A 13,133-nucleotide genomic window follows, 5' to 3' on the forward strand; every position below is an offset into this window, starting at 1 on the left:
GCGGTCAGGTACCCCGCGAGTTGGAAGTAGGTCGAGATTGCGATGAGCACTCGATGAGCACGCGATGAGTACGCCCATGAAGTAGCGACGGTCCGGCGGACGACCACCCCGGACCTCAGAAGGAGCGAAGTGGCTAAGGTCCGGGTATACGAACTCGCCAAGGAGTTCGGAGTTGAGAGCAAGGTCGTCATGGCCAAGCTCCAAGAACTTGGTGAATTCGTCCGTTCGGCGTCCTCGACGATCGAGGCGCCGGTTGTTCGCAAGCTGACTGACGCACTGCAGGGTCCCGGTGGCGGTTCCGCCTCCGGCAAGCCCTCTGCTGCCAAGCCCGGGGCTCCGCGCCCCGGCAGGCCGGGCGCCCCCACTCCGGGTGCCCCGGCACGTCCCGCCGCCCCCGGCCCCAGGCCGGCGGCCGGTCCCTCCCCCGTCACCCCGGCGGCCGGTTCGCGGCCCGCCGGTTCCGGTGCGCCGGCCCCCGGCCCGCGTCCGGGCCCCAAGCCCGCCCCGGCGGCTCCCGCCGCCCCGGTGGCTCCGGTGGCCCCCGCGGCCCCGACCAAGCCGGCCCCGGTCACCCCGGTGCCCCAGGCGGAGTTCTCCGCCCCGGCCCCGGCACAGCCGAGTGCCCCGTCCGGTCCGTCCACCCCGGCCGGCCCGTCGGGCTCCGGCGCGCCGCGCCCCGCCTCGGGTGCGACCCCGGGCCCGCGCCCCGCACGTCCGGCCCCGGCCGGCCAGCAGGGCGGCGACCGTCGCGAAGGCGGCCGTCCCGGCCAGGGCGCCCCGCGCCCCGGCGCCCGTCCGGCGGGTCCCCGTCCGGGCAACAACCCCTTCACGTCCTCCGGCTCCACCGGCATGCAGCGCCCCGGTGGCGCCCCGCGTCCCGGCGGCGGCCAGGGCGGTCCCGGTGACCGTGGCGAGCGTGCCCCGCGTCCCGGCGGCGGTCAGGGTGCTCCCGGCGGCATGCCGCGTCCCGGTGGCGGTGCCCGTCCCGGTGCCGGTGGTCCCGGTGGTGCCCCGCGTCCCGGTGGCCAGGGCGGCCCCGGCGGTCCCGGCGGCGCCCGTCCGTCCCCGGGCGGTATGCCTCGTCCGCAGTCCTCCGGCCCGCGTCCCAACCCGGGCATGATGCCGCAGCGTCCCGCTGCCGGCGGTGCCCCCGGTCGTCCCGGCGGCGGCCCCGGCAGCCGTCCCGGCGGTCCGGGCGCGCGTCCCGGCGGCGGCGGTGGCGGTGCAGGCCGTCCCGGTGGCGGCGGCGGCGGCTTCGCCGGTCGTCCCGGTGGCGGCGGCGGTGGCGGTCGTCCCGGTGGCGGCGGCGGCTTCGGCGGCCCCCGTCCGGGTGGCGGCGCCCCCGGCGGTGGCGGCGGCTTCGGCCCCCGTCCCGGCGGCTTCGGCGGCCGTCCCGGCGGCCCCAACGCCCGTGGCGGTACGCAGGGTGCCTTCGGCCGTGGCCCCGGTGGCCGTCCGGCCCGTGGCCGTAAGAGCAAGCGTCAGCGGCGCCAGGAGTACGAGGCCATGCAGGCCCCGTCCGTGGGCGGCGTGCTGCTGCCCCGCGGCAACGGCGCTGCCGTACGGCTGCGCCGTGGCTCCTCGCTGACCGACTTCGCCGAGAAGATCGGCGCCAACCCGGCGTCGCTCGTCCAGGTGATGCTGAACATCGGCGAGATGGTCACCGCGACGCAGTCGGTCTCCGACGACACGCTGCAGCTGCTCGCGACCGAGATGAACTACGTCCTGGAGATCGTCAGCCCGGAGGAGGAGGACCGCGAGCTGCTCGAGTCCTTCGACATCGAGTTCGGCGAGGACGAGGGCGGCGAGGAGATGCTCGTCTCCCGTCCGCCGGTCGTGACCGTCATGGGTCACGTCGACCACGGCAAGACCCGCCTCCTCGACGCGATCCGCAAGACCAACGTGGTCGCGGGCGAGGCCGGTGGCATCACCCAGCACATCGGTGCCTACCAGGTCGCGTCCGAGGTCAACGGTGAAGAGCGCAAGATCACCTTCATCGACACCCCGGGTCACGAGGCGTTCACCGCCATGCGTGCCCGTGGTGCCAAGTCCACCGACATCGCGATCCTCGTGGTCGCGGCGAACGACGGTGTGATGCCCCAGACGATCGAGGCGCTGAACCACGCCAAGGCGGCCGGTGTGCCGATCGTGGTCGCGGTCAACAAGATCGACGTCGAGGGCGCGGACCCGGTGAAGGTGCGCGGTCAGCTGACCGAGTTCGGCCTCGTGGCCGAGGAGTACGGCGGCGACACCATGTTCGTCGACATCTCCGCCAAGCAGGGTCTGCACATCGACAGCCTGCTGGAGGCCGTGGTCCTCACCGCGGACGCCTCGCTCGACCTCCGGGCCAACCCGGAGCAGGACGCACAGGGCATCGCGATCGAGGCCCACCTCGACCGCGGCCGCGGCGCCGTGGCCACCGTGCTCGTCCAGCGCGGCACGCTGCGCGTCGGCGACACGATGGTCGTCGGCGACGCCTACGGCCGGGTCCGGGCCATGCTCGACGACAACGGCAACAACGTCGACGAAGCGGGCCCCTCGACCCCGGTCCTGGTGCTCGGTCTGACCAACGTGCCGGGCGCCGGCGACAACTTCCTGGTTGTCGACGAGGACCGCACCGCCCGTCAGATCGCCGAGAAGCGTGCCGCCCGTGAGCGGAACGCGGCGTTCGCCCGCAAGGGTGTCCGGTTCTCCCTGGAGAACCTGGACGAGGCCCTCAAGGCCGGCGAGGTCCAGCAGCTCAACCTCATCATCAAGGGCGACGCGTCCGGTTCGGTGGAGGCTCTCGAGTCCTCGCTGCTCCAGCTCGACGCCGGCGACGAGGTGGACATCCGTATCCTGCACCGCGGTGTGGGTGCGGTCACCGAGTCCGACATCAACCTGGCGGCGGGCTCCGACGCCATCGTCATCGGCTTCAACGTGCGGGCCGAGGGCCGCGCCACGCAGATGGCCGAGCGCGAGGGTGTCGACATCCGCTACTACTCGGTGATCTACCAGGCCATCGAGGAGATCGAGGCGGCCCTCAAGGGCATGCTCAAGCCCGAGTACGAGGAGGTCGAGCTCGGCACCGCGGAGATCCGCGAGATCTTCCGGTCCAGCAAGCTCGGCAACATCGCCGGTGTCCTCATCCGCTCCGGCGAGGTCAAGCGCAACACCAAGGCGCGCCTGCTGCGTGACGGCAAGGTCGTCGCGGAGAGCCTCAACATCGAGGGTCTGCGCCGCTTCAAGGACGACGTCACCGAGATTCGTGAGGGTTACGAGGGCGGTATCAACCTCGGCAACTTCAACGACATCAAGATCGACGACGTCATCGCGACGTACGAGATGCGCGAGAAGCCGCGCGGCTGATCGGGCGTAGCACGCGACCGGGGCCGGTCGGCGGAGTAAAATCCGTCGATCGGCCCCGGCCGTTGCCCGTACTGTTGTGGTGACCGTTCACCACGTGCACCACGGATGCCCCACAGGGCGGCTTGCCCTGACGCATATGTATGTAGGGACCCTGTCCTTCGATCTGCTTCTCGGCGACGTACGGTCGCTGAAGGAGAAGCGCTCCGTCGTCCGGCCCATCGTCGCCGAGCTGCACCGCAAATTCGCGGTCAGCGTGGCCGAGGTCGACAGCCATGATCTGTACCGCAGGGCCGAGATCGGCCTCGCGGTGGTGTCCGGGGATCTCGGGCACATCAAGGACGTACTGGACCGGTGCGAGCGCTGGATGGCCGCCCGGCCCGAGGTGGATCTGCTGTCGGTACGGCAGCGGCTCCACGGCGACGACGACTGAAGACCGAGCAGAACCGCAGAGCCGAAGATCAGAGCCGAAGAGTAGAGAGAAGAGCACGCATGACCGACACCGCGCGGGCGCGCAAGCTGGCGGACCGCATCCGGGTCGTGGTCGCCGAGACCCTCCAGCGCCGGATCAAGGATCCGCGCCTGGGGTATGTCACGATCACCGACACCCGGGTCACCGGTGACCTCCGGGAGGCGACCGTCTTCTACACGGTCTTCGGCTCCGACGAGGAGCGGACGGCCTCGGCCGCGGCCCTGGAGAGCGCCAAGGGCGTCCTGCGCTCCGAGGTCGGCCGGCAGACCGGGGTGCGTTTCACCCCGTCCCTGACGTTTGTCGCCGACGCGATCCCGGAGAACGCGCGCACCATCGAGGATCTCCTCGCCAGGGCCCGCGCGTCCGACGAGGAGGTCCGCAAGACGGCCACCGACGCCACGTACGCCGGTGACGCGGACCCGTACCGCAAGCCGGAGGACGAGGACGAGGACGAGGACGGCGCCGACGCGGACGTTGACGCGGATGCCGACGTGGAGGCCGCCGACGGCACCGCCGCCGCCGACGGGGACGAGAAGGCGTGAAGGACGGCCTGGTCATCGTCGACAAGCCGGCCGGGCTGACCTCGCACGGCGTGGTGTCGCGCATGCGGCGCCTCGCCGGCACCCGGCGGGTCGGCCATGCCGGCACCCTCGACCCGATGGCGACCGGTGTCCTCGTTCTCGGCGTGGAGAAGGCCACCCGGCTGCTCGGCCATCTCGCGCTGACCCGCAAGGAGTACGTCGCCACGATCCGCCTCGGCCAGTCCACGGTGACCGACGACGCCGAGGGCGAGGTGACGGCCACCGCCTCGGCGGCCGGCGTCACCCGGGAGGCCGTGGACGCCGGCATCGCGGCCCTGACCGGGGACATCCTCCAGGTCCCCTCCAAGGTCAGCGCGATCAAGGTCAACGGCGTACGGTCCTACGCGCGGGTGCGGGGAGGCGAGGAGTTCGAGCTCGCCGCCCGGCCCGTGACGGTCTCCTCCTTCGTGGTGGACGATCTGCGCCGGGAGGGCGATGACGCCGATCTCGTCGATCTCGACGTCACCGTCACCTGCTCCTCCGGCACCTACATCCGCGCCCTGGCCCGTGATCTCGGCGCCGGCCTCGGGACCGGCGGCCACCTCACCGCCCTGCGGCGCACCCGGGTCGGTCCGTACGGCATCGGTGCCGCCCGCACCCTGGAGCAGCTTGAGGAGTCCCTCGACATCATGCCCATCGGGGAGGCCGCCGCGGCCGCCTTTCCCCGCTGGGACATCGACGCCGAGCAGGCGAAACTGCTGTCGTACGGCGTCCGTATCGCGACCGCCCCGGGCGTCGGTGACCGTCCGACGGCCGTCTTCGGCCCGGACGACCGCTTCCTGGCGCTGGTCGAGGACCGTGAGGGCGAGGCCAGGATCCTGGCCAACTTCGCCTGACGCGCCGTCTGACCCGCTGCCGGAGCGCCCGGACCGGGTACCGCGTCTGCGACCGTCCAGCGCGGGCCGCCCCCGGTGTTCCCGGGCGGCCCGCGCCGCACGATTCCCCTCCTCGGGACCTCTCTGTCCATCTCCGAAGATCAATTCACCCCATCGGACGGGCGCTCGGAGTGAACCGAGGGGTGCAAGGGGGCGCGTTCGTCCCGGGATCTGTTGGAACGATCAACGGACGTCTACGGTCGAAACGGGCACTGTGGCGGGGAGGTGCGCAGATGGCGGGGCGTGCCGCTGATGTCGACGATGCGCTGGTGCGCATCTGTGATCTGGCCGGACGGCCGCGCGGGACAGGTTTTCTCGCCGACGGCGCCGGCACCCTTCTCACCAGTCATGAGGCCGTCGACGGCCTCGCGCGGCTGGTGCTGCACGCCCACGGCGACCAGACGGTCCTGGTCGACGCCGCGCAGGCGGTCGTCGCCCTGCCCGAACTCGGCCTGGCCCTGGTGGCGACGGAGGGGCTGGCCGTGCCGCCGCTGCCGGTGGCCGCGACCGGCGGCCCCGCGCATCCGGAGGCGAGGGTGCGGCTGCGGGGGCGTACCTGGACGGACGCGGTGATCGTGGGCAGCACCCCGGTGACGTACACCGCGACCGACCGCTTCCATCTGCTCGACGAGGTGTACGAACTGGCCGCCGTCCCCCCGGCGTCGGCGGACGCCCCGCACCCGCACCCGCACCCGCACCCGCAGGCGTCCGGCACCCCGGTGCTGGACGCGGAGACCGGGGCGGTGCTGGCGGTGGTCGTCACGGCGCTGCAGGCGGGGCACCGGGCGCACGGCTTCGCGGTGCCGCTGCGGGGCCGGGAGGGGCCGCTGGGGGAGCTGCTGGCGCGCAACGCGGCGACCGTACCGGCGTACGGGCGGCATCTCAATCTCGCCGGCGCGCTGCAGCTCACGGCGACCTCGGTCGGCTCGGCGACGGGGCCGTACGAGGACCGGGAGCCGGTGGCCCGGCCGGGGACGGCGGCCGAGCTGCGGCGCTTCACCGAGGGCGGCGGGCCGGCCGACACCGCCGGACGGCCCCTGGTGCTCGGGCTCGTCGGGGATCCCGGCAGCGGCCGTACGACGGAGCTCACCGCGCTCGCCGCCGGCCGGGCGGTCGGCGCCCGGCCGGAGCTCACCGTATGGCTGCGCGGAGCCGAACTACGGCCGGGCGACGGCGGGTTGAAGGACGCGGTGGAACGCTCCCTGCGCACCGCCGCCCGCATCGTGCACGCCGCGACCGGCGGCACCGGCGGTAGTGGTGGCACCGGTGGCACCGGTGGCACCGGCGGTAGTGGTGGCACCGACGAACCCCGGTACGCCTCGCCCGACGCCGTCGCCGACCTGGCCCACGCGTCGGGACGGCCGCTGCTGGTGCTGCTCGACGGGCCCGAGGAGATGCCCCCGGTGCTGGCGCACGCCCTGCCCGAATGGACGGCGGGCACCGCCGGTTGGCTGCGGACGGCCGGTGTGCGGCTGGTGGTGGCCTGCCGCCCCGAGTACTGGGAGCAGGCCGGCCCGCTCTTCCCGGCCGGTCTGCTCTACGCCCCCGAGTACGGGGCCCCCGCGGCCCGCGCGCTGCCGCCCTGTGTGCTCCTGGGCGACCTGCCGCCGGAACAGGCCGAGGGCGCCCGCGTCCGCTACGGCATCCCGGAGGGGGCGCTGGCCCCGCAGGACGCCGCCCATCCGCTGACGCTGCGGCTGCTGTCGGAGGTACGGGCCGCACTGCCCGGCACGTCGCCCCCCGGTGCCCCGGACCGGGCCGAGGTCTTCTCGGCCTACCTGGACCTGGTCTGCCTGCGCGTCGCGGTACGGCTGGCGGCCTCCGGGCCGGCCCTGGGCAGGGGGACCGCGGTGCGGCGGCTGGCCGCCCGGGTGGCCGGACAGGTGCACGAGGCGGCCCGGCGGTGCCTGGGGCCGGGGCAGGGGGAGCTGGACCGGCCGTCCTTCGAGGAGCTCTTCCCCTGGGGACAGTCGCCGGCCGGGGGCTGGGGCGCGGGCTGGGCGTCGGCGGTGCTCACCGAAGGGCTGCTGGTGCCCGCCGGGTCCGGATACCGCTTCGCCCACGAGGAGTTCGCCGACTGGCTGCAGGGCCGCCATCTCGACCTGGACACCGCGCTGCACGCCCTGGTCCACCGCTGGTTCGCCGCCCCCGTGGTCCCCTCGCCCGGGGGCCCCGCCGAGGCCCCGGTCCGGCTGCCCTCCCGGCCGGCCCCGGCCGCCCGGCACGCCGCCGGCCCCCCGGTCCCGCCCGCCCCGCCGGTGGCCCCGGCGATGGCACCCCGCGCGCTTCCCGTGCCCCGGCACCGCATCGGCCCGGTGATCCAGTCCCTGCTGCTCACCGCCCGCCGTGACGGTCCCGCCGGCGCGGCCCGCCGGCTGCGGGAGCTGGCCGGCGTGCTCGACCAGGACGCCGCGCGGGCCACCCGGGGCGGTCCCCGGCGGGCCGACGCGGTGTGGTGGGCGGCGCATCTGCTGGGCGAGGTGCTGCTCCGGGTGCCGGACGCCACCGCGTACCGGGGTGTGCTGCGGTTCCTGGCCGAACGGATCACCGCGCGTTCCGTCGAGCACGGCGGCTTCCGCGGCCTGCCCCGGGGTGCCGGGCTGGCCGAGTTCGGCCCGTGGTTCTGGACGCGGCTGCGGCTGCCGCTCGCCGAACGGCTGGAACTGCTGCGGCTGTTGCTGCCCGCCGACGCCCCGCCGTCCCCCGGCCCGTCCGGCGAGCGCTTCCTCACCGCCGCCGGGGAGCTGCTGTCCGCCGAGCCGCGGGAGGCGATGCCCGTGGTGTGCGGATGGTTCGACGACGTGCGGCCGCTGCAGTCGGCGCCGCGCGGGGACGGGCCCCGCCCCACCGTGGCCGCCGCCGCCCAGGCCCTGCTGCACACGCACCGCCAGCGGGCCGTGGACGACCTCACCGAGGCCCTGGTGGCCGCCGCCCACCCCCGCGCCGACGAACTGCTGGCCGCGCTCGCCGAGGACGAGCCGTCGGCCCTCTGCCGGGCCGTGGACCGCTGGGCGCACGAGGGACGCCCGGAACGGCACGTCGCCGCCATCGCCTACGGGCTGCGCGCCGCCCCGCACATCACCTCCGCCGCCGACCGCGAACTGCTGCGCTACGCCGCCCTCGCGACGCTGGCCCGCCCCGCCGACTGCACCCTGCACGGCGGCGCCCTGGCCCTGCTCGTACGCGACCCGGCCACCCGCTCCCGCCATCTGCCCGCCGCCCTGGCCCACTTCGCCGCCGGCGACCCCCAGCTGCCGGCCGGGGCGCTGGCCGCCGCCCTGACCACCCACCCCGAGCCGGTGCTGGCGGCCCTCCAGGCCCGGCTGCGCGAACCCGGGGAGGGAGCCGGGGAGGTGCTGCGCGAACTGGCCGATGTCACCACCCCGGTACTCGCCCGCCGGGTCGCCGCCCTCGTACGCGACCACCTCGACCACCGGCCGGAAGGCGCCGCCCAGGTGGCCGCCTACCTCGACCGGCGCCTGGAACACGGGCCCGGCGCCCGGTCCGTGGTCTTCCCGCTGGCCGCCGGACTGCTGCGCGACCACCCCCCGGAGGTGCGGCGCGCCCTCGCGCCCGTCCTGGCCGCACCCGGCACCCACACCTCACGCCCGCTGCGCCAGGAGCTCCTGGACGCCCTCCTGGACCGCGAGCGCGACCCCGGCGTCCTCGACGCCCTGCTGCGCGCCGCCGCCGACGGCTGCGGCCGCCGCCCCGCCCCCATGACCCGCGACCTGGTCCACCGCGTCGGCCTGCTGTTCGGCCGTACGGCGGAGGGCGCCGCGTACTTCGACCGGCGTCTGGTGCAACTGGCCTTCGGATCACCGGGGTTCGCCCGGCAGGTGCGCTGCTGGCTGGCCTCCGGCGGCTGGGACGCGGTGATCGGACCCGGCGCCCGCCGCATGTTCGACCGTCTCCCCCCGGAGCCGGCCGGCGACGGACGGGACGACCAGCAGACGGACGCCCGGCCCGTTCCCGTCCAGCTGCGATCATGATGTCGCCGTGACCGCGCCACCCGCCGGCGCCACCGGAGCCACCGGGGCCGCGATCCCCGCTCCGGAACCGGCATGACCGTGCCGGTTCCCTGCGGCGCCCGGCGGCATGGCAGTCTTGGACCTGCAGAACGGATACGCGGAATCGTGCGAGGAGCGGACACAGTGCAGCGCTGGCGGGGCTTGGAGGACGTTCCCAGGGACTGGGGACGCAGCGTCGTCACCATCGGCTCCTACGACGGGGTCCACCGCGGCCATCAGCTGATCATCGGCCGGGCCGTCGGGCGCGCCCGTGAGCTGGGCGCGAAGTCGGTGGTCGTCACCTTCGACCCGCATCCGAGCGAGGTCGTGCGCCCCGGCTCCCACCCCCCGCTGCTGGCGGCCCACCACCGCCGCGCGGAGCTGATGGCGGACCTGGGTGTGGACGCGCTGCTCATCCTCCCCTTCACCTCGGAGTTCTCCCGGCTCTCGCCCGAAGACTTCATCCGGACCGTCCTGGTGGACGCGCTGCACGCCGAGCTCGTCGTCGAGGGCCCCAACTTCCGCTTCGGCCACAAGGCGGCCGGCGATGTCGGACTGCTCTCCGCCGTGGGCCGCACGCACGACTACGCGGTCGACGTCATCGATCTGTACGTCACCGGCGCGGCCGGTGGCGGCCTGCCCTTCTCCTCCACCCTGGCCCGCCGCCTGATCGCCGAGGGCGACGTCGAGGGCGCCATGGAGATCCTCGGCCGCCCCCACCGCGTCGAGGGTGTCGTCGTACGCGGTGCCCAGCGCGGCCGCGACCTCGGCTACCCGACGGCGAACGTCGAGACCCTCCCGCACACCGCCATCCCCGCCGACGGCGTCTACGCGGGCTGGCTGCACGTCGACGGCGAAGCGATGCCCGCCGCCATCTCGGTAGGCACCAACCCGACCTTCGACGGCACCGCCCGCACCGTCGAGGCCTACGCCATCGACCGCGTCGGCCTCGACCTGTACGGCCTCCATGTCGCCGTCGACTTCCTCACCTACCTGCGCGGTATGGAGAAGTTCGACACCATCGACGCCCTGCTGGAGCGGATGGCCGACGACGTCAAGCGGGCCCGCGACCTGGTCGACGCGCACGACACGGCCTGACCGGCCCGACGGCGACAGCAGGGGCCCGGCACCGCGGACGCGGTGCCGGGCCCCTGCTGTCGGTTGTCGCAGTGCCCGCGCCTAGACCGGCGGCGGGGCCGGGGGGTAGCCGTAGCCGGGCTGGGGCTGGGGCTGGGGCTCGGCCGGCGGCGGGGGCGGCGGGGGCTGCTGGTGCCAGCCGGGCGGGGGCTGCTGACCGTAGCCAGGCTGCTGTTGCTGGGGCTGCGGCTCCTGCGGGGCGGGCGGCTGCTGGCCCCAGCCCTGCTGCGGCTGCTGCGGATAGGGCTGCTGACCGTAGCCCGGCTGCTGCTGGGGGTGCCCCTGGGGGGACTGCTGCTGCTGTTGCTGCTGGGCGTACGGGTCGTACTGCTGCTGCCCGTACAGTCCTTGCGCCTGCTGCGCGCGCACCATGTCCTCGGCGACGAGCGCGGAGAGGTTGAAGTACGCCTCGCGGGTCCTGGGCCGCATCATGTCGAGGTCGACCTCGGCACCGGCGGCGAGGTGCTCGTCGAACGGGACGACGATGACGCCGCGGCAACGGGTCTCGAAGTGCGCCACGATGTCGTCGACCTTGATCATCTTGCCGGTCTCGCGGACCCCGGAGATGACGGTCAGGCTGCGCTGGACGAGGTCGGCGTAGCCGTGCGCGCCCAGCCAGTCGAGTGTGGTGCTGGCGCTGCTGGCACCGTCGACGGACGGGGTGGAGACGATGATGAGCTGGTCGGCGAGGTCCAGGACGCCGCGCATGGCGCTGTAGAGCAGACCGGTGCCCGAGTCGGTGAGGATGATCGGGTACTGGCGGCCGAGCAGGTCGATCGCGCGGCGGTAGTCCTCGTCGTTGAAGGTGGTGGAGACCGCCGGGTCCACGTCGTTGGCGATGATCTCCAGCCCGGAGGACGCCTGCGAGGTGAACCGGCGGATGTCCATGTAGCTCTGCAGATTGGGGAGGTTCTGCACCAGGTCACGGATGGTCGCGCCGGTCTCGCGGCGCACCCGGCGGCCCAGCGTGCCGGCGTCCGGGTTGGCGTCGATGGCGAGGATCTTGTCCTGGCGCTCGGACGCGAGGGTGGAGCCGAGCGCGGTGGTCGTGGTGGTCTTGCCGACACCGCCCTTGAGGCTGATGACCGCGATCCGGTAGCAGGACAGGACGGGCGTACGGATCAGCGCGAGCTTGCGCTCCCGCTCCTCCTGCTCCTTCTTCGCCCCCAGCTTGAACCGGCTGGGCTGCGCGTTGGCCCCGGGCTTACGGGCCTTGGGCTGGTTGCGCAGCAGCCGGTCGGAGGACAGCTCGACGGCCGCCGTGTAACCCAGCGGCGCCCCGGGGGCGGCACGAGGGCCGCCCTGCTCGGGCACGGTCGGCCAGCCGCCGCTGCGCGGGTCCACCGGCTGCGGGGGACCGGCGACGGGCTGAGGGGGCTGCGGAGCGGGCTGCTGGTACTGCGCGGGCGGCGGAACGGGCGCGCCGGGCTGCGGGTAGCCGTAACCGTAGCCCGGCTGTGCCTGCGGCTGCTGCTGCTGTGCCTGCGGCTGCGGCTGAACCGGGGGCTGCTGCTGCGGGTAGGGCTGCGGCTGTGCCTGCGGCGGCGGTTGCTGGCCCTGCGCCTGCGGCGGTACGGGCGCACCCTGCTGGGGGTAGCCGTAACCCGGCGGCGGAGGCGGGACGTTGGGCGCGGGCTGTGCCTGCGGCTGCGGTTGCGGCTGGCCCTGCTGCTGCGGCCAGGACGCCCCGGGCACGGGCGCGCCCGGCGGCGGGTAGCCGTAACCGGGTGGCGGCTGGGGCTGCTGATGCTGCGGCTGCCGCGGGGCTTGGGGCTGTGCCTGCGGCTGGGCGTACGCCTGCTGGTAACCCGGCGGCAGTGGCGGCATGCCGGCCTGCTCGGGCGGGGGCGGCGGCTGCTGACCCTGCGGCGGCGGTCCCCACGGGGCGCCCTGGGCCGGGACGCCGGGCGGCGGGTAGCCGTAACCGGGCGGCGGAGCAGGGGCGTTGGGGGCGACCGGGGGCATGCCCTGCGGCGGGCCGGCCTGCGGCGGCACGGGCGGGGCGACGGGCTCCGGCACCTCGGCGACCGGCTCCGGCACTGACGGCGGGACCGCCGCCGGGGCGGGCGCGGCGACGGGCGCGGCCGCCGGCTCGGGCTGCGGCGCCGCGGCGACAGCCGCGGGCTCGGGCTCGTCGTCGTCTGAACCCCACACGCCGGCCGCCGGGTCGGGCCTCGGCGCGACGGGTGCGACGGGCGCGGCCGGCTCAACAGGCGCCGGGACAGGGGCGGAAGCGGCAGCGGGGGCAGGGGTTGCGGGAGCCGGGGCGGCGGGCTCCTGCGACAGGTTCGGCCGGAGCATGGGGAACCCGGGCGCCGCGGCCGGCGGCGCGGCGGGAGCCACCTGCCCGGCGGGCTCCGAAGCCGACGGCGCCGAGGGCCCGGAAGGCGCCGGGGGCTCCGACTGCGCCGTGGGCACGGGGATGCCCCCGGCCAGCGGCTGCGGGCCGCCACCGACACCGCCGAGCGGCACCGGCTGGCCCAGCGGCGGCGGGGGAGCCGGCGTGGACGGGCCCGGCGGCGACGTCGATCCGGTGTCTCCGCCGCCTCCGCTCTGCTGCGTGTACCAAGCCGGAGGCGTGAAATCGATGCTGAATTCGCTCGTAAGCGGCTCTTCGCCCCGCTCGTCGTCGGGCACGTTCCCGTCCCGGTCGCTGCTCACTGTGCCTCCTGGTCAATCACTGCGTTCCCCGTCGCGAGCGGCATCACGGACG

7 protein-coding genes are annotated in these 13,133 nt (G+C 74.9%); 6 read left to right on the forward strand and 1 reads right to left on the reverse strand.

Annotation, left to right across the window (positions count from 1 at the left end; all coding sequences use genetic code 11):
• Positions 1-129: 129 nt before the first annotated feature.
• The 6 genes from infB (at position 130) to RWE79_RS28805 (ending at position 10,381) form a co-directional block, all read left to right on the forward strand.
• Positions 130-3,348: a translation initiation factor IF-2 gene (infB, locus tag RWE79_RS28780; RefSeq protein ID WP_475942976.1), complete on the forward strand. Its 3,219-nt coding sequence runs from the start codon at positions 130-132 to the stop codon at positions 3,346-3,348.
• Between the two features lie 136 nt (positions 3,349-3,484).
• Positions 3,485-3,778: a DUF503 domain-containing protein gene (locus RWE79_RS28785; protein WP_475942977.1), complete on the forward strand. Its 294-nt coding sequence runs from the start codon at positions 3,485-3,487 to the stop codon at positions 3,776-3,778.
• A gap of 59 nt (positions 3,779-3,837) precedes the next feature.
• A complete protein-coding gene (gene rbfA, locus RWE79_RS28790; RefSeq protein WP_475942978.1) occupies positions 3,838-4,359 on the forward strand; it encodes a 30S ribosome-binding factor RbfA in 522 nt (173 codons plus the stop codon).
• Positions 4,356-5,234: a tRNA pseudouridine(55) synthase TruB gene (gene truB, locus RWE79_RS28795; protein ID WP_475942979.1), complete on the forward strand. Its 879-nt coding sequence runs from the start codon at positions 4,356-4,358 to the stop codon at positions 5,232-5,234. The genes rbfA and truB overlap by 4 nt, the downstream gene beginning before the upstream one ends.
• Before the next feature lie 272 nt (positions 5,235-5,506).
• Positions 5,507-9,265, forward strand: coding sequence for a serine protease (locus RWE79_RS28800; RefSeq protein ID WP_475942980.1), 3,759 nt, complete (start codon positions 5,507-5,509; stop codon positions 9,263-9,265).
• Between the two features lie 162 nt (positions 9,266-9,427).
• Positions 9,428-10,381: a bifunctional riboflavin kinase/FAD synthetase gene (locus tag RWE79_RS28805; protein ID WP_475942981.1), complete on the forward strand. Its 954-nt coding sequence runs from the start codon at positions 9,428-9,430 to the stop codon at positions 10,379-10,381.
• 81 nt (positions 10,382-10,462) lie between these two features.
• Here RWE79_RS28805 and RWE79_RS28810 read toward each other — a convergent pair whose 3' ends face one another.
• Positions 10,463-13,081, reverse strand: coding sequence for an SCO5717 family growth-regulating ATPase (locus RWE79_RS28810; RefSeq protein WP_475942982.1), 2,619 nt, complete (start codon positions 13,079-13,081; stop codon positions 10,463-10,465).
• Between the last annotated feature and the right edge of the window lie 52 nt (positions 13,082-13,133).

This window comes from Streptomyces sp. RLA131, assembly GCF_056270125.1.